The sequence below is a fragment of the Acetomicrobium sp. genome (assembly GCF_059026225.1).
This window is the reverse complement of record NZ_JBWQOQ010000007.1, coordinates 749,218-770,451: the sequence shown is the minus strand read 5'-3', so window position 1 is coordinate 770,451 and position 21,234 is coordinate 749,218. Positions and strand designations below refer to the sequence as shown.

19 protein-coding genes and 2 tRNA genes are annotated in these 21,234 nt (G+C 48.9%); 18 read left to right on the top strand and 3 right to left on the bottom strand.

Annotated features, from left to right (window positions below; genetic code table 11):
• The first annotated feature begins 10 nt into the window (after positions 1 to 10).
• The 3 genes from AC5SXE_RS08340 to AC5SXE_RS08330 all read left to right on the top strand — a co-directional run bounded on the left by AC5SXE_RS08340 (position 11) and on the right by AC5SXE_RS08330 (position 3,414).
• Positions 11 to 712 carry a nucleotidyltransferase domain-containing protein gene (locus tag AC5SXE_RS08340; RefSeq protein WP_493917166.1) on the top strand — a complete coding sequence of 234 codons (702 nt, stop codon included), beginning with the start codon at positions 11 to 13 and terminating at the stop codon, positions 710 to 712.
• 82 nt (positions 713 to 794) lie between these two features.
• A complete protein-coding gene (locus AC5SXE_RS08335; protein ID WP_493917165.1) occupies positions 795 to 1,952 on the top strand; it encodes a MalY/PatB family protein in 1,158 nt (385 codons plus the stop codon).
• A 133-nt stretch (positions 1,953 to 2,085) separates the two neighbouring features.
• Positions 2,086 to 3,414: an N-acyl-D-amino-acid deacylase family protein gene (locus tag AC5SXE_RS08330; RefSeq protein WP_493917164.1), complete on the top strand. Its 1,329-nt coding sequence runs from the start codon at positions 2,086 to 2,088 to the stop codon at positions 3,412 to 3,414.
• Here AC5SXE_RS08330 and AC5SXE_RS08325 read toward each other — a convergent pair.
• The 3 genes from AC5SXE_RS08325 to AC5SXE_RS08315 all read right to left on the bottom strand — a co-directional run bounded on the left by AC5SXE_RS08325 (position 3,411) and on the right by AC5SXE_RS08315 (position 3,852).
• Complete coding sequence (locus AC5SXE_RS08325; RefSeq protein ID WP_310850171.1) at positions 3,411 to 3,662, bottom strand: hypothetical protein; 252 nt, start codon at positions 3,660 to 3,662, stop codon at positions 3,411 to 3,413. The genes AC5SXE_RS08330 and AC5SXE_RS08325 overlap by 4 nt on opposite strands.
• A 24-nt stretch (positions 3,663 to 3,686) precedes the next feature.
• Positions 3,687 to 3,762: transfer RNA gene (locus AC5SXE_RS08320), tRNA-Glu, on the bottom strand.
• Positions 3,763 to 3,777: 15 nt separating this feature from the next.
• Positions 3,778 to 3,852, bottom strand: a tRNA-Gln gene (locus AC5SXE_RS08315).
• Positions 3,853 to 4,034: 182 nt separating this feature from the next.
• Here AC5SXE_RS08315 and AC5SXE_RS08310 point away from each other — a divergent pair.
• The 15 genes from AC5SXE_RS08310 to AC5SXE_RS08240 all read left to right on the top strand — a co-directional run bounded on the left by AC5SXE_RS08310 (position 4,035) and on the right by AC5SXE_RS08240 (position 21,233).
• On the top strand, positions 4,035 to 5,306 hold the full coding sequence (locus AC5SXE_RS08310; RefSeq protein WP_493917163.1) for a class II fructose-bisphosphate aldolase: 1,272 nt from the start codon (positions 4,035 to 4,037) through the stop codon (positions 5,304 to 5,306).
• A gap of 91 nt (positions 5,307 to 5,397) precedes the next feature.
• Positions 5,398 to 7,158 carry a ribonuclease J gene (locus tag AC5SXE_RS08305; RefSeq protein ID WP_310850169.1) on the top strand — a complete coding sequence of 587 codons (1,761 nt, stop codon included), beginning with the start codon at positions 5,398 to 5,400 and terminating at the stop codon, positions 7,156 to 7,158.
• Positions 7,155 to 7,949, top strand: a complete 795-nt coding sequence (locus AC5SXE_RS08300) for an undecaprenyl-diphosphate phosphatase (RefSeq protein ID WP_493917162.1) — start codon at positions 7,155 to 7,157, stop codon at positions 7,947 to 7,949. The genes AC5SXE_RS08305 and AC5SXE_RS08300 overlap by 4 nt, the downstream gene beginning before the upstream one ends.
• 36 nt (positions 7,950 to 7,985) lie before the next feature.
• Positions 7,986 to 8,588: a Maf family protein gene (locus AC5SXE_RS08295; RefSeq protein WP_310850166.1), complete on the top strand. Its 603-nt coding sequence runs from the start codon at positions 7,986 to 7,988 to the stop codon at positions 8,586 to 8,588.
• Positions 8,585 to 10,507 carry a DUF5693 family protein gene (locus AC5SXE_RS08290; RefSeq protein WP_493917161.1) on the top strand — a complete coding sequence of 641 codons (1,923 nt, stop codon included), beginning with the start codon at positions 8,585 to 8,587 and terminating at the stop codon, positions 10,505 to 10,507. Before AC5SXE_RS08295 ends, AC5SXE_RS08290 begins: the two co-directional genes overlap by 4 nt.
• The gene (csaB, locus tag AC5SXE_RS08285) at positions 10,491 to 11,540 is read left to right on the top strand and encodes a polysaccharide pyruvyl transferase CsaB (protein ID WP_493917160.1); all 1,050 of its coding nucleotides are present in this window, start codon (positions 10,491 to 10,493) and stop codon (positions 11,538 to 11,540) included. The genes AC5SXE_RS08290 and csaB overlap by 17 nt, the downstream gene beginning before the upstream one ends.
• A complete protein-coding gene (locus AC5SXE_RS08280; RefSeq protein ID WP_493917159.1) occupies positions 11,519 to 12,370 on the top strand; it encodes a transketolase in 852 nt (283 codons plus the stop codon). The genes csaB and AC5SXE_RS08280 overlap by 22 nt, the downstream gene beginning before the upstream one ends.
• Positions 12,367 to 13,314: a transketolase family protein gene (locus AC5SXE_RS08275; RefSeq protein WP_493917158.1), complete on the top strand. Its 948-nt coding sequence runs from the start codon at positions 12,367 to 12,369 to the stop codon at positions 13,312 to 13,314. The genes AC5SXE_RS08280 and AC5SXE_RS08275 overlap by 4 nt, the downstream gene beginning before the upstream one ends.
• A 4-nt stretch (positions 13,315 to 13,318) precedes the next feature.
• On the top strand, positions 13,319 to 14,014 hold the full coding sequence (locus tag AC5SXE_RS08270) for a cell division ATP-binding protein FtsE (RefSeq protein ID WP_310850155.1): 696 nt from the start codon (positions 13,319 to 13,321) through the stop codon (positions 14,012 to 14,014).
• Positions 14,001 to 14,885, top strand: a complete 885-nt coding sequence (locus tag AC5SXE_RS08265; protein ID WP_493917157.1) for a cell division protein FtsX — start codon at positions 14,001 to 14,003, stop codon at positions 14,883 to 14,885. Before AC5SXE_RS08270 ends, AC5SXE_RS08265 begins: the two co-directional genes overlap by 14 nt.
• 23 nt (positions 14,886 to 14,908) lie before the next feature.
• Positions 14,909 to 16,135, top strand: a complete 1,227-nt coding sequence (locus AC5SXE_RS08260) for a murein hydrolase activator EnvC family protein (protein ID WP_493917156.1) — start codon at positions 14,909 to 14,911, stop codon at positions 16,133 to 16,135.
• A 184-nt stretch (positions 16,136 to 16,319) separates the two neighbouring features.
• Positions 16,320 to 17,495, top strand: a complete 1,176-nt coding sequence (locus AC5SXE_RS08255) for a S41 family peptidase (protein WP_493917297.1) — start codon at positions 16,320 to 16,322, stop codon at positions 17,493 to 17,495.
• Between the two features lie 72 nt (positions 17,496 to 17,567).
• Positions 17,568 to 18,512 (top strand): divergent polysaccharide deacetylase family protein, encoded by a 945-nt coding sequence (locus AC5SXE_RS08250; RefSeq protein ID WP_493917155.1) that lies wholly within the window; start codon positions 17,568 to 17,570, stop codon positions 18,510 to 18,512.
• 40 nt (positions 18,513 to 18,552) lie between these two features.
• The gene (locus AC5SXE_RS08245; protein ID WP_493917154.1) at positions 18,553 to 19,839 is read left to right on the top strand and encodes an adenylosuccinate synthase; all 1,287 of its coding nucleotides are present in this window, start codon (positions 18,553 to 18,555) and stop codon (positions 19,837 to 19,839) included.
• A 53-nt stretch (positions 19,840 to 19,892) separates the two neighbouring features.
• A complete protein-coding gene (locus AC5SXE_RS08240; RefSeq protein WP_493917153.1) occupies positions 19,893 to 21,233 on the top strand; it encodes a mitochondrial fission ELM1 family protein in 1,341 nt (446 codons plus the stop codon).
• Position 21,234: the final 1 nt, after the last annotated feature.

Here is a 21,234-nt window from a genome sequence, read left to right as displayed (position 1 = left end):
GGGCGAGATTATGGATGAAATGATCCAATCAATAGTTGAAGTGCTTAAACGAGAGTTTAGCCCTCTTAAGATCATATTGTATGGTTCTTTTGCCAGGGGTACGCATACTTGGGACAGCGATGTAGATTTTTTGGTCGTTGTTCCTCGTGGGGTTAATAAAAGGGATATGGCGGTGGCGATGCGAGTGGCGTTGAGCGATTTTCTGTGCGGAAAGGACGTGGTCGTCGCTACCCCCGAGGAGTTGTCGATCAAGGGCAGCATCCCTGGAACTTTATTGTACTCCATGTTAAAGGAGGGCAAGGTGTTATACGAGGATATGAAGCCTTACGTAGAAGAAGCGCGTATTTGGCTTGACTGCGCGAAAGATGATGTCGAGGTTGCCGAAAAAATTTTGGGACTGGGCTTTAATCGGCATGCCTGCTGGCTGTCTGCCATGGGCGCCGAAAGGGCTTTGAAGGCCTTTTTAATTTCAAAGGGTATTCCTTTTCCGCGGAGCCACGATCTTAACGCCCTTTACAAGCTCATATTAGAGCATTGCCCCTGCGAGGGGCTGTCTTTAGATCACAGTGAGCTTGCGAAATTTTCAGAGTGGGCCGTAGAGGCGGGACACCCCGGCGACTGGCCTGCCGTATCGGACGAAGAGGCTAAAGGGGACGTAGCCTCGGCTAAAAAAATTGTCTCCGCCATTTCAAGCCTTTTTGTTGACAGCTAAGTTTTTCAGGGACATTTCATGCCATGCCTGTAGATTAAGTGTATGAGCGGGCTTGGCCAACTTCACCGGAAGGAGCATTTACATGGCTAGATATGATTTTGATGAGGTCATAGATCGCAAGGGAACGTGCAGCGAAAAGTGGGATGGGCTAAAAGAGCACTTCGGAACAGATGATGTCTTGCCCATGTGGGTGGCCGATACGGATTTCAAGTCGCCTCCAGAAGTGATAAAGACTGTCGTAGAAAGATCTAAACACGGGATCTTCGGATACCCCATGAGGACGGAAAGCTATTATGAGGCCATAATAAATTGGGTCCGCGAGCGGTATGGTTGGGAAATAAAAGGCGATTGGATCGTCGACGTGCCAAGCGTCATGCCCGGGATAGCCGCCGCTATCTTAGCTTTTACCTCACGGGGCGACAGCGTCATAATCCAGCCGCCGGTATATCCTCCCTTTTTCGAGGTGATAGAATCGCTTGACAGGCAGGTTCTTCCCAACCGTTTGCAGCTTGGCGAAAAATGGCACATGGATTTCAGTGAGCTTGAAAGGCAGTTGCCTTCTGCAAAGGCTTTCTTGTTGTGTAACCCTCATAACCCGGTGGGACGCGTTTGGACTGCCGAAGAGCTGCTCTCCCTTTCAAGGGCCTGCCTCAAAGCGGGAGTCCCGATCTTATCCGACGACATTCATTGCGATTTCGTATACCCAGGCCACAAATATACCCCCCTTGCCTCGCTGGACGAAGAGTCCCTGATGAACACGGTGACTTTCATGTCCGCCAGCAAGACCTTTAACATCGCCGGATTTAAAAATGCTTACGCCATCGTGCCAAATGCGGAAATGAGGGAAAAACTTTTGAGGCTATTAAAGGGTCTTCATTTTGGTTCGGGCGACCTTTTTGGTATACTTGGGCTTGAGGTTGCTTACCGATATGGAAAAGATTGGCTCGACGAGCTTATTTTGTACCTGGAAGAAAATAGAGATATTGCAGTTTCTGCCCTGCAAAAAGCAGGTGTGGACGTAATAAGTCCCGAAGGAACCTATCTTTTGTGGCTTGATCTTAGAAAACTTGGTTTATCACAAGATGAATTGATGAAGTTTTTGATAGAAAAAGCGAAACTTGGTTTAAACGATGGTTTGAACTTTGGACCCGACGGTGCGGGCTTTGTCAGAATGAACATAGGGTGTCCCAGAAAGACCTTACAGGAAGGCCTAAACAGGCTTGTAAAGGCTTTATCATAAATTTCAAAAGTTTCGTGAAAGCCTGAAGGCTTCGCGAATACGTGCATTTTTTAAATAACCCCTGTTTTTGCGCGAGAACTTACCCTTTGACGTGCCTTAAAAGGGAGAAGGGGTTTAAGGCAGGGAGGATAAAATGAGCTTAGACCTTTTTGTAATGAACGGTTCCGTGATTGACCCGCAAGAATGTCAGATCTATGAGGCTAACATCGGAGTTGCGGACGGCAAGATAGTTTACGTGGGAAGCGATCTCATCGAGGAGGTCGAAATCTTAATTGACGCCAAGGGGCTTTACGTTTCGCCCGGTTTCATCGATACCCACATGCACAATGAGAACTCGGCCGAAAACGAGGTCGAAAAAGCTCTGCTCTTACAGGGAGTTACGACGGCCATAGCGGGAAACTGCGGAGTGGGACCCATAATAACTGAAGAGTTGCTTCAAAGGCTTCGCTACCTCAGGCTGGGATTTTTTACGGGGCATCAGGTTTTGAGGGAAAAAGTCGGCCTGAACAATCACTATATGCCCGCGAGCGCTTCATCCATAGAGGCCATGGTCGAAATTTTAAAGCAGGAGTTATCGAAGGGCAGTTTCGGCTTTTCACTGGGGCTAGAGTACGTGCCAGGAACAAGCTACGAGGAGATGTGCAAGCTTGCCAAAGTCGTAGCGCAATATGATAAAAGATGGGTATCCATGCACATGCGGTATGATGGTGAAAAATCCCTTGAAGGCGTAAAAGAGGCCATATCTTTGGCCAAAGATTGCGGTGTCAGGGTTCAGATATCCCACTTGGCGAGCATGGCTTCCTTCGGCTGCATCCGGGAGGCATTGAAATTGATAGAAGAAGCCAAGGCATACGTCGATGTGACCTTTGATTCCTATCCCTATAAGGCTTTCTGCACCCAGATTGGCTCTGCAGTCTTTGACCCGGGCTTTGAAAAGCGCTGGAAGAAGGGCTTTTCATGCTTGCAAGTTGCATCGGGCAAGTACCGGGGGAAAAAGCTGACTCAAGAACTTTATATGAAGCTCAGAAAAGAAGAACCGGACACGCTCATTGTTGCTCATGTGATGGATGGCGAAGAGGTAAAAGCCGCCTTAAAACATCCTGATTGCATAATAGCTTCCGATGCGGTTTTAAAAAATGGCCAGGGACATCCGCGCGTGTGTGGCACTTTCCCGAGGGCCTTTAAGATCCTCTTAAGAGAGGGATTCTCTTGGCCTGAAGCAATACGCAAAGCCACCTATTTGCCGGCAAAGGCATCTTTCTTTGAAGACAGAGGAAATATAAAAGTGGGATATAAGGCTGACTTAGTCATATTTAATCCCAAAAAACTCAGAGACTGCGCTACCTTTAAGGATCCGCTTATTTCCCCGAAGGGAATTGAGTACGTGATCCTCGGCGGCAAAATAGCAGTCCAAAAGGGGACGGTCCTTCAGCCTCACGGTGAGGTCATGTTGCGTAACTAATTTCCATTTACGGGAATCCACGGGCCCTCTTCGGTGTCGCGTCGTGAAGGGTCATATATCCACAACTTGCCCGAAGAGGAGTCAAACTTCATCATCGTGTCGTCTTCTTTGATGATTAGTTTATATCTGTCGGGATGGGCAAGAAGGGCGTTTCCCAGGTTTACCGAAAAACCCACAACTATCCCCACGGTGAAGCTGATTATTATTACGATTGCTATTATGCCCACTGAAAGGTAGCTTTTCGCCATGGCCGAAAACCCTCAATAAAAAAATGGTAGCCCCAAGGGGATTCGAACCCCTGTTGCCGGACTGAGAACCCGGAGTCCTAGACCACTAGACGATGGGGCCACAACTTTAAATTTATGGCTGGGGGAGGTGGACTCGAACCACCACTACATGATCCAGAGTCATGCGTCCTGCCGATTAGACGATCCCCCAGGGTTATGCCTTTCGGCGAAAGTTATGTTATCATGACTCTTGCGGCAGTGCAAGGGCTTTCTTAAAAATATTTAAGACTAATTTCGCTTTGCATGTTACAATTTATTTGTTCTTAAGTTTAATCGTTAGCTTGACGCTAAATTCTGTGTCATGGTCTGAAAAATTGGCAGGAGGTGTCTCAGTTGAAAGTAGAAAGCCTATCCTATAAGGAGCTGCTAAAAAAAAGACCCTTAAACGTGCAGGCAATATATGGGGATGAGCCTGTTGGCTTGGTCAGCGGGAGGGATATAATCGAGGTTGCCAGAAAAAAGGGTGCCGTCGTTTTGGCCGCCAACGCTAGAAATCCCCTGACGATAAAAGGCGTATTTCGGGCCGCGAAGAAGCTCAACTCGGTGGTTTTGATAGAACTTGCCAAGTCAGAATCCACTTATTGCGGTTGCACATATGACAACGTCCCCGATTATGCCGTAAAATATTCAAAGGAACTCGGACATGGCGTGATCTTCGGGTTGCATGTGGATCATTACACCATAAAATCCATGTCTGATGTATATAAGGCTATAGCGCACTTGAGGCAGATAATAGAACGAGGCTGGACGTCAGTGGCAATTGACGCCTCCCGTAATCCCGATTGGGAAAATTTGATGTATACGAGAGATGTGGCCCAACATATTCCCGCCTACTTGGGCTTGGAAGTGGAAGTGGGCGAAATAAAGGGTCCCGGAGAGCTGACCACCCTTGAAGAGGCGCTCTTCTTCGTTGGTGGGCTTAATGCCTGGTGCATTTTCCCCGATCTTCTCGCCATTTCCAACGGGAGCATGCATGGGACCTATGACAAAACGGTAGGACAAATAGAGGGGATTGACCTGAATCGTACAAAAGAAATTGCCGATGCCATTGCTCGTTACGGGGTTTCCATAGCGCAGCACGGCATATCGGGCACCCCCTTGGATAAGGCGGCGATGTTTCCCAAGTACGGGATAAACAAGGGAAACGTTGGCACCTTGTGGCAGAACATAATTTTCGGGCTTGAGATCGAGCCCGAGACCGGCAACGCTGTGATAAAGGACGGTTCCTACGTCAAGGACCCAAAGAGAGGCATTCCCATGGATTTGTGGAATAAGATCGTGGCTTGGGCTGACGAGCAGGGCTACAGCAGGAAATCGGGCGATTACAAGAAGGCGAACAAGCCCTTCCATGACCAGATAATGGCGTTGCCCGAAGAAATACAGGAGCAAATTGTCGCCGAAACGGAGGAATGGGCTACCAAATACATAAAGGCTTTTGCGAGCGAGGGCACGGCCGAATTGATCTTTGAGGCAATTTCTTCTCGAAGAGATCACAATTCCACGCCCGAGCGCAAAGTGTACCATTCACGGAGCGAGTTCACTCCGGAGAAGGCCCCTGATGCCTGCAGGAGAAGGAAAAAAGATGATAAAGATTACTCAGATTAGAAAGGTGTTTTAAAAGCTTATTCGTAGACTTACGTGAGCTTTGGAGGGAGACAAAGGTCCCCCTCCATTTTGACGTGGAGGTGAAGTGTTAGTGCAAAGAAACGCAGCGAAATGCAAGAAGCGTTCGCGAAATAGCAGAAGAACTACCGCCTTGAGGTTCATTCCTCTTGGTGGTGTTGGAGAAATAGGAAAGAACATGAACGTGCTCGAATACGGGGACGACATGTTAGTGATCGATTGTGGATTGATGTTTCCAGATGAGGAGATGCTGGGCATAGATTTCGTAATACCTGACCCGGCATATCTTTTGGAAAATAAAAAAAAGATCCGAGGCATCATCATAACTCACGGTCATGATGACCACATAGGGGCTTTGCCCTTTATACTTCCAGAGTTGGATTGCCCCGTGTATGCCACTAAGCTTACCCTTGGGCTTATAAAGGGGAAGCTCGAAGAAATAGCGCCAGACTACGAGCTCAAGGCCCACGAAATCGTGGCGGGAGACGAGATAGAGCTCGGGTGCTTCAAGGTACGGCCTTTTTCCGTTTGTCACTCGATACCGGACGGTGTCGGATACGCAATATATACGCCTGCTGGGGTCGTGCTTCACACGGGAGATTTTAAACTCGATCCCACTCCCATTGACGGGCGGGCAACGGATTATGCTTTGCTTGCAACGTTAGGGAAAGAGGGCGTGCTTTTGATGTTGTCCGATTCGACAAACGTGGAGCGTGACGGGTTTACTCCTTCAGAGCGCATGGTTGGAAAGACTATGGAGCAGACCTTCAGGCTTTACAGAAACAAGCGCATCATAATATCCTCCTTTGCAAGCAACTTGCACAGGGTTCAGCAAGTAATAGAAACGGCCATGAGGTTTAATCGCAAAGTTGTGCTCATAGGAAGAAGCATGGTCGCAAACGTCGCTCGCGCCAGGGAGCTGGGATATATGGACGTGGACGATGACGTTTTCGTTCAACCCTCGCAAATCGAGGATTTTCCGCATAACAAGCTGGTGGTCGTAACTACGGGAAGTCAGGGCGAGCCCTTTTCGGGTTTAGTGCTCATGAGCCGTGGCAATCACAAGTACATTAAACTTGGCTCAAAGGACCTGGTCGTCATAAGCGCCCTTCCCGTCCCAGGAAATGAAAGGCTTGTTCACAGAACGATAAACGACCTCTTCAGGCAGGGTTGCGAGGTAATATACGAGGCAGAACAAAATGTTCACGTATCTGGGCACGCCTCGCGCGAGGAATTAAAGATGATGTTAAGCCTGATCAATCCTACTTACTTCGTGCCCCTTCATGGGGAATACAGGCACCTGGTCAGGCATAAGCAGCTGGCGGAAGAAGTGGGAGTGCCGGCGAGAAACGTATTCATCATGGAAAAAGGGGACGTTTTAAGCATAACCAAAAAGCAAGCCAGGATCTCGAAAAAAGTACCAGTAGGGGCATATATAGTGGACGGTCGCACTTACGGAGATCTGAAGGGAGGGCTTCTTGGCGAAAGAAAGGATCTCGCTGAGGACGGCGTCGTGTGCATCTCCATTGCACATGACCCTTACGGCAACCTGGTGGCCCCCGTTTCTGTAGAAAGCAGAGGCTTTTTGCATCGCCTGGATGCCAACGAGCTTTACAGCAACATCGAGGAGGCCGTGGAAAAGGCTGTCAAAACCTTCAGGATGGGAAATAAAGCGGGAAAGAAAGACGATGACGTAGCTTCGCGAGTCAAAAGCGCGGTGAGAAAAGTGCTTCGAAAATTTTCCCTATCTCCGCCGGTGATCTTAGTCATGGTAAACGAGGTTCAGGGTAATGGTTATGCTTCAAAGATTGCTCAAGGAGAGCTGGCAAGATGAGCTTTTTTCACACTTTGTTCCTGGGCGTCCTTCAGGGAGTTGCGGAGTTTTTGCCGGTCAGCAGCTCGGGTCATCTCGCCCTGGCACAAAATCTGTTCGGTTTTGATGACCCTCCCCTGGCCTTCGATGTTTTCCTCCATTTTGCCACCATGATGTCAATCTTTGTATATTTTTTGCGTGATATCCTGGAGTTATCGAAGGAATGGTTCCTTGGCTTGACCGATAAAAGCTTAAGAGAAAGTTCGGGTTGGAAGTACGGTTGGGCAGTAATACTTGGGACATTTGTCACCGCTATAGTTGCCTTACCCATTGAAAGCGTAGCTTCCAGGGCTTTTGGCGTCCCCTGGGCCGTTGCTTGCGGCCTCATCGTTACGGCTTCGCTTTTAAATTGGGCAGGACGCATTGCTTTGAGCGATAAAAGCATCAATATTTGGACCGGTCTGATTGCCGGTCTGGCCCAGGGATTTGCAGTTATGCCCGGAATATCAAGATCGGGCAGTACAATCGTGGCTACCTTGATGACGGGAGCTAAAAGAGAAGAGGCCTTTCGCTTTTCCTTTCTTCTTTCGCTCCCGGCCATAATGGGAGCAACTTTGCTCGAGGGCCGAAAGGTCGTTCAGCAACAGGCGGTCTTGCCCGACGGCTGGCTTTATGCTTGCGTTTTGGCCTTTTTTTGTGGCCTGGCGTCGCTTCGTTTCATGAAAAAAATAGTGATTTTTGGAAGGTGGAGGTTCTTTTCCCTCTATTGTCTTCTTGCGGCGGGCATAGGTTTTGTGATTGGAATGTTTTGATATTATGTTTCTAAGCGAAAGGATGAGCCATTGAAGGTGAGACGTGACGTGCGAATTGTTTTGGCCTCAAATAGCCCCAGGCGTAGGGCGTTGCTGACCGAGCTTTTAGGGTGGGACGTATTGTTTTTATCTCCTGACGTCGAAGAAGATGTCGAGGTTTTTCCCTCTCCTGCCGAAGCGGTAAAGCGCCTGGCGACCAAAAAAGCCTCATCGGCGGCGCCTCTTTATCCGGACCTTTACGTGATCGGTGCCGATACGGTCGTTTGCATTGACGGTCAGGTCCTTGGCAAGCCTTCGTCCTTGGATGAAGCTTATGGGATGTTGCTGAAGTTGAACGGTCGCACCCATGAAGTTTATACGGGACTGGCCGTCATGAAGGAAGGCATATTACTGACCGATCACGAGGTAACGCGTGTAACCTTTAGAAACATGAGCCGCAAAGCCCTTTGGGCTTATGCGGAAACGAGGGAAGGCATGGACAAAGCCGGCGCCTACGGAGTTCAGGGCTCAGGAGCTCTTCTTGTTGAAAGGATTGAAGGCTGCTTTTTTAACGTGGTCGGTCTTCCCTTGGCTAAATTGTCCCAATTGTTGGAACGAATGGGTTGGCCCCTCGAAGACCAGTGGAGGTGTGTCGAGTGAGAGCTTTTTTAAAGAAATTTACCTTGCCCTTGCTGGCATTGACCATCGTGGCCGGAGTGCTGGGATTAACTGCCAGGTTCAAGGAAGAATCGATGAAAAAAGACGTAACCCTGCTCGTGGAATACGCGGATGTCGAGGCTATGGCGCGTCAGTCTGGGGTTGAATTTGAAGAAATGTTAAATCGCTTACTCAATGGCGGAATAACGGCCGTTTCCTTCAAGGACTTAACGGGAGCAGATTTGCGAGATGGCGATTCCCCCGTTTTATGGGGTACTTTAAGAAGCCTTCTTCCCGAGAAAAGTTCCGATAGTTTTTCCGATAATGCAGCCCTCTTCATTCCGAAGGAATATGACGACTGGTTTTTTGAAAAATATCTGAAGGCCCGCTTTCCGGGTTGCGCCACATACGCTGTTTCCAAAGGCAGCATATACGTCTTGCCCAGGGAGCCAAAAGAGCTTCTGGAGGTTGGCGTCATACCGGACCTGGTTGCTTGCAGGCGCCTTTCTCGCTTAAACGTTCCTTTAGTTTACAGGCCTTCTCCCACCTTTGGGATTTCTTCCGAAGACGCAGCTAAAAGCTTGGATTTGCTTTTTGCCTCTCTTTGGAGGCTCAGGGGCATTTTGCCGCAAGGTTCAGTGATCTTTGGCTATCCCGATTTTTCTCCCATCATGGAAGTGATGAATAAATATGGCGCCGTGCTTTTGCAGCCGGAATTTGCTCGTCTGATTGGCGGAAACGAGATTTCTTGGATGTCTTTTCCCAATATTCTTCCCTTGCATAGCGTTACCACGCAGGAGATCATCTCCAGAAACCTGTCTCGACCGACGTTGGTCGAACGATTTGCAAGGGCTGCCAGGGAGAGGTCAGTCAGAGTGTTGCTCTTGCGCCCCTACGAGGTCGCGTCAGGTCCCTGGATCGAAAGCTTCGAGCAGGATTTAGCCTACTTAAGAAGTTTGCTTGAAAGTGACGGATTTGTCTTCAAATTCGGCGAACCCTACCCTGAGTGGGAGCGCAATTCCTGGGCTGTCCTTTCTTTTTTGACGGCAAGCCTTTATCTTTTGGTCTTTTTAGCTTCGATGGGGGAAGAAAAGGTCTTTGTATCGACAAAATGGCTTTTGGGAATTGCCCTTGTTGTCTCCGTGCTGGCCCTTGGGGCCAACTATCTTGGTACAGCTGCAAAGATCATGGGAGCTTTTCTTGCATCCTTTGGGGCTTTTGCTGCTACTATTGCGGTGCTTGAGTCCAAAAAGCCCTTGTACGGATTGCTAAAGGGAGTATGCACAGTACTTGCCGTGGGTCTTGCTTTGTCTTCTTTTTTCGGCACCCCCCTTTACATGCTGCGTCTTTTGACCTTCTCCGGCGTAAAGGCAACGCTGGCACTTCCGCCTTTGCTGGTATTGCTGCACGATATGACGAGGCGGCGTTACCCGGAAAAGGTGGGCGATGTTTTAAGGCGTCCTCCCATTTGGGGAGAGCTCTTAATTTTGTTCGTCTTGGTTTTGGCGGCGGCCATAGTTTTGCTCAGAAGCGGAAACGTTCCCTTTGTGCCAAAATGGGAGGTGGCCTTGCGGGACGCCTTTGAACGCTACCTGGTGGCAAGGCCGAGGAATAAGGAGATATTTATCGGTTATCCTGCGCTTTGGCTCGCGCTCGCCATGGGGATGGCAAGGTCCAAGGCCTCCTTCACGCGATTCGGGTCACAGCTTTATTTGCTTGCCAGGATGGCTTCTTCCCTGGCATTTGCCTCCGCCGTAAACAGCTTCTGTCATTTCCATACCAGGATATATTTCATATGTTGGAGAGTCTTCAATGGCCTTTGGGTGGGATCCTTTTTCGGCCTCATACTTGTGGTCCTGTTTTTCTTGGCCCTAAAGGTCAAGGCCTTCAGGAGGTTACTTTTTGGTGGCGAGGAAATATGATCTTGTCATATGTGGATATTATGGTTTCGACAATTTGGGAGACGAGCTGATTTGTCTTGCCCTGATTGAGATGGCCCTTGAGGCGGGTTTAAAAAAAGATCGCATTTGTGTACTTTCATCGGATCCTCGAAAAACGAAGTCTCGCTTCGGCGTAGCCTCAGTTAACAGATGGAATATCTTCGAGGTTTTAAATGCCTTAAGGCAAAGCAGAAGCTTTCTTTTGGGTGGCGGCGGGCTTTTTCAAGACTCGACGAGCCTCAGGTCATGTCTTTATTACTGGGGAGTCGTGCTCTTGGCTCAAGTGGCGGGCGTCGTGCCGTGGGCTTTTGGGCAGTCGGTAGGGCCGCTGAATTCGAAAGCGGCAAGAATGCTGGCCAGAGATGCCCTGAGACGCTGTCGCGTCAGGTTCGTAAGGGACGAAGCTTCAAAAAAACTTTTGGCTTCCCTGGGGCTTGATTCAAAAATAGCGCCGGACCCCGTATTTTATCTAAAATTCGATAAACTCGATAAAGAAGTTTTTAAAAAAACTTTGGTCTTTAACGTAAGGCCAACGCGAGACGACAAGAGCATGTCCAAATTGCTGGTGCAAAATGTGGAATTATTTGCTAAGATGCATGAATACGATCTTAGGGCGATATGCATGTCCGAGGAAGACCTGCTAGAATTAAAGCGTCTGGAAAGCTTCGTCAAATTCGATGACGTGGTTGTGCCAAAAGACCTAAAAGACGCGATACTTGCCTTTGAAGGAGCGGTTGCAGCGGTCGGCATGCGCCTTCATTTTTGTATATTGGCTTTGATGAACCAGATTCCTACCGTCGCCGTTCCATATGACCCAAAGGTGAGGTCTTTTGCCTTAAGGTGGAATATACCTTTGTGGGAGGGCGAGGGAGATTTAGATCGTAAGATCACGGGAATTAGAAAGGCTAAGCCTGAAGAAATAGCTTCGGCGAGAAAGACTTTGCAAGAGGCTTTTTTTCTCGCATTAAGGGCGACATTGGGAGATGAGAAATTTTGCAGCGCGAGCTTGAAATAAAATTGCGCCGTATAGCCGTAGAGGTAAGAAAAGACGTATTGCGCATGATATCCATGGCCGATTCCGGCCACCTGGGGTCCGCTTTTTCCTGCGTAGATCTGATCGTTTACCTTTATTTTCATCTCATGAGGGTAAACCCCCAACTGCCGGGGTGGCAAGAAAGGGACAGGTTTGTATTGAGCAAGGGACATGCCTGCCCGAGCCTTTATGCGGTTTTGGCCCGTAGGGGATATTTTGAGAGACAAGAACTTTGGAACTACAGAAAGCTCGGATCCTTGCTTCAAGGACACCCGCTTTACACAAATGCCCTCGGCATAGATGCCCCTTCGGGATCTCTTGGCATGGGCATTGGCATATCTTGCGGGATGGCCATGGCGTTAAAGACCGATTTCCCCGAAAGCAGGGTTTTTTGTCTGGTGGGAGACGGCGAGCTTCAGGAAGGCTCTTGTTGGGAGGCATTGATGACGGCTTCTCATTGGAAGCTGGACAACCTCTATGTCATCGTTGATCGCAACGGCCTGCAGATGGAAGGGGAGACCGAAACGATAAAGGCCTTGGAACCTTTGAAGGAAAAGTTCGAGGCCTTTGGCCTATTTTGTCTTGAGACCTGTGGCCACGACTTTCCTTCCATACACGAGACGTTCGCCAAAGCCGCTCAGGAAAAGGGCTTCCCTAAGGCCATAATAGCGTACACTAAATGGGGCAGGGGAATAACTTTGGCCGAAAACGGCGAGATGCCTGTAAAGGCAAGCTTATCGCGAAACCAGGTAACTTTGTTGTTGGACGAACTCAGCAAGGAGTCGGCAGCCTTGAGCGAGGAAGAGCGATGACGATGGAAAAAAGGAGCACGCGCGAAGCTTTGGGGGACGGCTTGACGGAGCTTGGGAGATTAAATGAAAATATCATCGTGATTGATGCTGATGTTGCCTCTTCAACCTACGCCAAAGCCTTCGCGGATGAATTTCCGGACAGATACTATAACGTAGGTATAGCAGAACAAAACATGGTCGAAGTCGCCTCCGGCATGGCCTTGGCCGGTAAAAAGCCCTACGCTGTGGCTTTTTCTTCTTTTTTGATCGGTAGGGCTTATGATCAGATAAGGTGCTGTGTGGCCATGCCCAATCTTGACGTGAAACTTGTGGCGACCCACGCGGGCATCACCGTGGGAGAAGACGGTAGCACACATCAGATGCTCGAAGACCTTGCCCTCATGCGAGTGCTGCCCAACATGAACATATTCGTGCCAGCTGATTACTGGTCGGCACGAAATATGATTGTTTCGTCTTACAAGAATGACAAACCGCTTTACATCAGGCTGGGACGACCTGAGGTTCCTCTTTTTTATTCTCCCTGGGACGAGTTTCATATAGGTGGCGGGAGGATAATCAGGGAAGGAAGTGATGTCAGCATAGTAGCTTGTGGTATCATGTTGTTTGAGGCCTTAAGGGCGGCCGATATACTGGCCCGTCAAGGCATCGAAGCAGAAATCATTGATTGCTACAGCGTAAAACCATTGCCTGAGGAGCTGATTCAATCGTCGGTGAGAAGAACGGGTTGCTGCGTCGTTGCAGAGGAGCATAACGGCATGGGCGGGCTTTGCGGTGCTGTGGCGGAAAGTTTAGGCATCAACTATCCTGTGCCCTTGAGATTCGTTGCCGTGAAAGACCGCTTTGGCGAAAGCGGTACGCCTGCCGAGCTTCAGGAATACTATTCCCTTAAATATCGCGAGATAGTGGGCGCGGTCGCTCAGGTCTGGACTACGAGAAGGCGGTGAGCGGATGGAGATAAGGATGGCCGGAGTATCCAAGATCTTCGACCCCGACATTGTTGCCCTGGAAGACATATATCTTTACATAAAAAAGGGAGAGTTTGTATACTTTATAGGGCACACCGGCTCAGGCAAAACCACGCTCCTTCGCCTGATAAACAGGGAGTTAGTTCCTTCGTCGGGTCAGGTAATGGTGGGCAACTATAACTTAAGGAAGTTAAGGTTGGGACAACTTCCTTACTTTCGAAGACAAATAGGCGTTGTTTTCCAGGACTTCAAACTCTTATCACACCTTAACGCCGCAGAAAACGTGGCTTTCGTCCTGGAATCCATAGGGATGCCTAAAAGGCAAGTGCAAGAAAGAGTAAAGGCAGTGTTGTCCATGCTGGGCTTGTGGAGGAGACGATTTTTATATCCTGAACAGATGTCCGGGGGAGAGCAGCAAAGGCTCGCGATAGCAAGAGCCATAGTCAACATGCCGTCTCTGCTCATCGCCGATGAGCCGACTGGGAATGTGGACATGGAAACGGCTGAATCCATAATGGAGATCCTTTTTTCCATAAACGCTTCCGGCACGACGGTGCTCATGGCTACGCATAATCAATATATCGTGGATGCCTTTAGGGCGAGGGTGGTCGAATTAGGCCATGGGCGCATCGTTAGAGACGAACCCAAGGGAGAGGTGCAGCTTTATGGCGACCTTTAGATACGTCATAAGGGATACGATAAGGCAGCTTACGCGTCATTTTACCGTCGTCTTTTTGACCCTGCTTACCATAGTGGCCGTATTTTTAGCCGTGGGAATGAGTATTTTGCTTTCCATCAACGTTACCGCCCTGGCCTTCCAGATCGAAAGCGACCTCACGGTTGAAGCTTACCTAAAAGATCAAAATGCAGTCGAATCTGTCATGGGCAGGTTGAAAAACATGCCTCAAATTACAAACGTGCGCTACATCTCGCCCGAAGAGGCTTTAAAACGGCTTGACGAAAAAATCGGGCAAGGAGACCAAATCATTTCGCTTTTAGGTGACAATCCGCTTCCTCCAAGTGTTATAGTAACAGTGGACAAGGCAGAAAATCTCAACTTGGTGGCCAATGAAATTGATGCCTTTCCGGAGGTAGACGACGTGATTTATGCCGGAGAGGTTGCCGAACGCCTGGCCTCTTTGGCTTACTTTTTAAACAGATTTGCCATGGCGGTATTTTTGGTTGCCCTCATAACGAGCCTTGTCGTCATGATGAACACCATAAGGATAGCCTTGTATTCCAGGCGCGAGGAAATTGGCGTCATGCTTTTGGTAGGAGCAACACCAAACTATGTATCGCTGCCCTTTCTCTTGCAAGGTGTTGTATTGGGAGGCATGGGAGCTCTCATGGCCCTATTTTTCTTGGTGAAGGCCTATCGACGACTTCTCGAGGTTTTGTCCAGGGTACTTCCCTTTTTTAACATGTTGGATTCACCGGAGATTACGCTTTGGCTTTTTTGCCTGTTAGTGGGAGGTGGAGTGGCTTTAGGCTGGATATGCAGTTGGCTGGCGGTCCATAAGCACATCCGCAGATCATTGAAGCCGCGATGACCCCGATGGGGGAGGTGAAGCTCGTGAGTAAGGCAGAGCATTTTCGCGAAAAACTGACTCATAGCCGGAAAAGTACGAGTTTATGGCATGTTTTTATTTTTTTTATCCTAGCCGGACTTTTCGTCTTGGAGATACCTTCTTTTGCTGACGACTTGGAAAACCAAATAAAGCGGGAACAACAAAGGCTTGAATACATACAAACGAAGATCACCCAACACAAAAAGGAAGCCGCTTCTTACGGAAAAAAGGAAAAAAGCTTGCTGTCGGAACTTGAGGAGATAAATCAAAAGGAAGAATTGACAAGGCAAAATATCAAGGTCTTGGAGCTGAAGGAAAAAAAGCTAAACGCCAGGATCAAAGAGTTAACGCAAAAGATCAAAGAAGAAGAAGCGCTCCTTGCAAAGGCAAAAAGTGCCTTGAGCAATAGGGTGGTTTCTCTGTACAAGTATGGCTCAGTTAGCCAATATAAACTCCTTTTCTCGGCTCGAAACGTGCAGGAAGCCATGAGCATTTCTTATTTGCTCGGCAGGGTCGCCAGAGCTGACGGCGAATTAATAGTGGAGGTAAGAGAGAGAAAACGATCCCTTGAAGCGTCAAAAGAGGAGCTTCAAAGGCAAAAAAACGACCTTTTGGCCAACAAAAAGTCCTTGGAGTCGGAGCGAAAGAAACTGGTCCAAGCTCAAGATGAGCAAAAGAAATTGCTTTCCGAGATAAGAAAACAAAAAAGCTTGCACGAAAAGGCGGCGGCCGAATTTGCGGCCTCGCAAAGGGAGCTTCAGGATAAGATCAAATCCCTTCTTGCCGAAAAAAGAAGAAGAGCAACCGTATCCAGCAGCCAAAGGCCGGTCCTAACGGCACCAAAGGGAAAACTTCTCTGGCCCGTGAACGGTACCGTAATGAGCAATTTTGGAACGAGGGTGCATCCTGTCTTTAAGACCAAGACCGTGCATACGGGGATCGATATCGATGCCGCTCACGGGACCCCTGTTAAGGCAGCTGCGAGGGGAGAGGTGCTTTTTACCGGCTGGCTTAAAGGTTACGGACAGGTTGTGATACTTGATCACGGTGGAGACATGACGACGGTATATGCCCATTTGTCTGCCATAAGTGTCAGGGAAGGCCAGGTGGTAAATCAAGGCAGCATAATAGGACGGGTAGGAAATACCGGTGTTGCCACGGGACCGCATCTGCACTTTGAGGTTCGCATAAACGCGAACGCCGTCGATCCGCTTAAATACCTGCCAAGATAAGTAAGCAAAAGGGGGCGTAGGTCAAGCAGACTTTAGAAGTTTTATTCGATGCATGAATCGACGCTTTGGTTTAGCTTGATGAATTTGTCAATCTATTATTGAAACTATTATTGAAAGCTTCCCTGGAAAGCGAGTGATTTAGGTGAGAGGGTTCGTCGAAAGAAATAAGTGCCTTATTTTCGGCATGCTTGCCCTCGTGGCACTTCTTGCCGGAGGGCTTTTAGCTGCCAGAGCAAGCGGTGAATTTCAGCTTAAGGATATTTTGCCCTTCGATGCTCAATACGTGTGGATGATGAAGCAGACAAGGTCAATACTTGAGACCTATCATGTAAATGACGGTGAGCAAAAAAGCGACGAAGAGCTTTTTTACGGCGCCATGAAGGGAATGGTGGCCGCCTGGGGCGATCCCTACAGCAGGTTTGTGGATCCTGACGAGTTAAAACAAGAAGAAATAGACATAGAAGGAGAATACGGCGGGCTTGGTATATACATAGGCAGTAGAGACGGTAAGATCTTGGTGATAAGTCCCATTGAGGGGACTCCCGCTCACGAAGTGGGTTTGGAGCCCATGGATGAAATAGTCAAAGTCAACGATGAAGTCGTGTTGGGCTGGAACATAAATGACGTGGTCAAAATGCTGCGCGGGGAGCCCGGCACGAAGGTTACCGTTTGGGTTAGGCGTGAAGGTCACGATGAACTTCTCCGATTCGACATAACAAGGGAGCTCATAAAGATCGAATCGGTCAGTCAAAAGCGATTGACGAATGACATTGCTTACATCAGGATAAAGCATTTTACTCAAAAGACGGCGGAAGAAATGCTGAGCGCCTTAAAGGTCGCAGGCGAAACGAAAGCAAAGGGTTTGGTACTTGACTTGCGAAACAACCCCGGTGGCTTGCTCGATGCCTCCGTTGCCGTAGCTGACTACTTTCTAGACGGGGGTGAAATCGTGAGCATACGTGGTAGGGTTGAGAAGGCCAACGAGGTTTTTACCGCAAAGCCCGGGACGGCCTTTGATGGACCCGTGGCCGTTTTGATAAATGAAGGAAGCGCAAGTGCCTCAGAGATCGTTGCAGGTGCGCTCAAAGACAGGGAAAGAGCCGTCTTGGTGGGAGAAAAAAGCTTCGGCAAGGGTTCGGTTCAGACGCTTTTCAGGCTTCCCGACGGTTCGGGTTTGTTTGTGACGATCGCCAAGTACTACACGCCTTCGGGTGTCATGATAGATGGTGTTGGCGTTGAACCCGATATCGTGGTCGAAGGTAAGTACACGGGAAAGCTAGATGATGATGAACAGTTGAAACGTGCCATAAAAGAGGTTGAAGCCCTCTTGGTCAAAGTGCCGGCTAAGGCGGCCAAATAGGCCCTACAGGCAGGTAGAGGAGTCAAGTTATAGCTGTTTTTTAAACTACTACGAAAGTGACGCGGGCGTGTTATGAAGAGGCTAAGTGATAAATATAAATGGGCGATAATTTTGTTCTTGACAGGTCTCGGGCTGGGCTTGATTTTTAGTGCTTTAAAGAGAGATGTTTCAATCGAGGCTCAAGTCGAAACGGTCCTTGCCAAGGGAGAAACCGGTACCAAGGTTATTTCAGAAGACGAAGCAAGCGATTTGAAGCACTTGAATTCGGATCAGGGGGAGTTAAATTCAAATAGAGAACCAAACTTAAATTTGACTGACGATTTAAGACCTGCTTTGGAAAAGGGGCCCTACGTGGCCATAGTAGTTGACGACTTAGGGTTTTCTTATGCGAGGGCTAAGGAGCTTTCAAGGATAGATCTTCCGTTGACATGGGCTATCATACCCTTTCAAAGCGCAAGCAGGCAGACGGCAGATCTCGCTAAAGAAAAGGGGATTCCCTTTCTGGTTCATATTCCCATGCAGGCCTTCGGAGACAAAGATGGTGGTGGCTATCTAGTGGGCCTTTCCATGGGCTGTGAGGAGATAAAAAGAAACGTTAAAAAGGCCATCGAATCGCTTCCGGGTGCAATAGGCGCGAACAATCACCGCGGTTCTGCTGCAACCTCGGACATGAGGGTTATGCGCGCTGCGATGGAGGGATTAAGAGAAACTGGATTATCCATATTTTTGGACAGCAGGACCGCTGCTTCATCCGTGGCAGCGCTTGAGGCCAAAAGGGCAGGACTTCTTGCGCTCGAAAACGGCGCCTTCATAGATCACTTGGACGACGTTAACTTCATGTGGTCTCAGCTTAAGCGAGCCGCAGGGCTTGCCCAAAGACGGGGATACGTCGTCGCCATATGTCATGTACGACCCGCGACTTTAGTTTTTTTGAATCAGCTGGCATCCAGTCCCGATGTCGGCGTAAAATTTGTGACCGTAAAAGAACTTGCGCGTCTTTTGGCGGCTTCCAGGTGAGTAAAACCGCGGCTTTTTATCGAGGGGGAAGTGGATGTACATGAAGGGCAAAGCTGAAGTTATCGTCGGAATGCAGTGGGGAGACGAAGGAAAAGGCCGAGTTGCAGACGCCATAACTCCAAAATCCGATGTGATCGTCCGTTATCAGGGCGGTGCAAACTCGGGACATACGGTCATCGTCGAGGGCAAAAAGTACATCTTTCACATCCTGCCTTCGGGGATGCTTTATTCCGGAAAGACCTGTGTAGTTGGAAACGGCGTGGCACTTGACCCCGATCGCTTGTTTGAAGAACTTGACGAATTGTCCTCTCAGGGTATGGACAGAGCAAGGCTCATAGTGAGCGGTTCTGCTCACGTGGTCATGCCCTACCATAAAATATTAGATCACTTTGAAGAAAGCAAAGGGCTCAAAAGACGCCAAGGTACCACGGAACAGGGGATAGGCCCTTGTTACGTGGATAAGTTCGGCAGGACGGGCATCAGGGTTTGCGACCTCATGCACCCGGACATGCTACGAGATAAACTAGATTATATTTTGGGGCTCAAAAACCAGATAATTACCAGGATATACGACGAAAAGCCGATTTCCTTCGATGCCCTTTACGATAAAGCCATGGCATGGAAGGAAAGATTATCCCTTTACGTCGGCGACTGCTCGAAGGTCGTTACGCAGGCCTTAAATGAAGGCAAATGCATCTTATTTGAGGGAGCTCAAGGGACAATGCTGGATATAGATCACGGGACCTATCCTTATGTCACCAGCTCAAACCCGACTTGCGGGGGAGTGTGCACCGGAACGGGCGTAGGCCCTAAAAACATAGACAGGATCATAGGCGTAGCCAAAGCCTACTGCACCAGGGTTGGCGAAGGGCCTCTTCCTACGGAGGACCTGGAAGAAAAAGGTCAATATTTGAGGGAAAAGGGGCGCGAGTATTGTGCCGCAACCGGGCGTCCCAGGAGGTGCGGTTGGCTTGACCTGGTGGCCCTTAAATACGCCGCCAGGATTAACGGTACGACCCATCTGGCCATCACCAAGTTGGATGTCCTTTCGGGATTGGAAGAGATTAAAGTCTGCGTTGCCTACGATTGCTATGGGAAAAGGTCCGAAGAATATCCGGTCGACACGCACATTCTGTCCGCTGCAAAGCCGGTTTACAAGACCTTTAAGGGTTTTTCTCAAGACATGAGCGAGGCAGAGACCATAGAAGACTTGCCCCAGGTTGCGCGCGATTATGTGAAGTTCATAGAAGACCAAACGGGCGTACCCGTCGTTATCTTGGGTGTTGGACCCGATAGGAAAGAAACAATCTTCAGGGAAACTCGATAAATAATTCAAAAAACCAGTTTTGCAGGCAGCAGTTGAGGTGAATGCGTCTTTAAATGGCTGAGTCAGAAAGATTAAAAGGGCTAATTGGCGTTATTTTTATAATAAGCGACGAGATTCGCGGTCACATAAACCAAAGCCGAGGCGTCGCCCATTTTTTGTCCCTAATTACTGGATGCGATGTGCACGAGCTTGAAGTTAGGCCCGATTTTTTAATTGAAAATGTCAAACTAAATTGGACAAGAAAACCTCTTTATCCTGTTGAGCGCTTTTGTATCATGAAGATGTCAGCTAAAAGACTGGCCGGTCAGGATAAACGCGGGATCTTTCGCTGGTTACGCCGTGCCGGCGGTGAGCCCCTTTTAAAAGAGGTACGAGAGGTTTTAGATCGATTAAAAGAAAACAAAGCTGCTCCAAAATGGGAAGCGACCCTCGATCAATCGGATTTTTACGAGGGAAAATCAGAGGCAATAACGACCGCGAGCACGCCAAATGCGCTTTTTTTATCTGCAGGTAGCTTGCCGGCTCCTTACTGTCTTGCACTGGCCCGTTTGTGCGGCGGCAAGTGCGTTACGATAATGACTCCATCGGCTTTGGGCGTAGAACCCTTTGATTTTGCCATAGTGCCGGATCACGATTTCCCAAAGGCTTCAAAAAAAGTGCTGGTTACCTTGGGTGCCCCGAATTTTGTGACGCCCGAAAGAATAAAAGAGGAGTCAAAAAAATTAAGCGGGCTTTACCCGCCGCGTTCCGATGTCCGAATCGGGCTTCTTTTGGGCGGCAGCGACGGCAATTACCAAATAACCCCGAAATGGGTAAAAGATAATGTAAGGCCCCTGTTGGAGCTTGCCTACCAAGGAGGAGCGGACCTTTACGTCACTACTTCGAGGCGCACCTCCCGTGAAACGGAGCAAGTCTTAGAAGCGTTATCTGAAAAATATCCCTGCATTAGGTATTTGTGCATAGCTTCCCGCGATCCTTACAATCCGGTGTATGGCATATTTGGCATTGTCACGCATGTTTTAGCTACGGAAGACTCCGTTTCCATGATATCCGAGGCTGCAACGGCAGGTTTTTGCACTGGCGTGCTTCCTGTGGAACATAAAAAAAGTTTCAAAAGAGTCCTGGAAGCGAGTGCCCTGTTGTGCGTCGAGCGAAAAATTTTGTCTCCAAAGAGGCTTTTTGGTATCCCTAAGTTCACCCGTGCCATAGACAACTTTTGTGAGCGCGGGCTTGCCCGTTGGGTTAAAGACGTAACCGACTTGAGCTGCTTGCCCGGCAAGCATGGCCTCGAATTTTGTGAGGCCAAAAGGGCTGCAGAGTGGATAGCGAGCAATTTGTCGGCCGATGGCATGAAGAAAGGCCAAGCCGGTAATTCCCGGAACACTGATGGCTGAA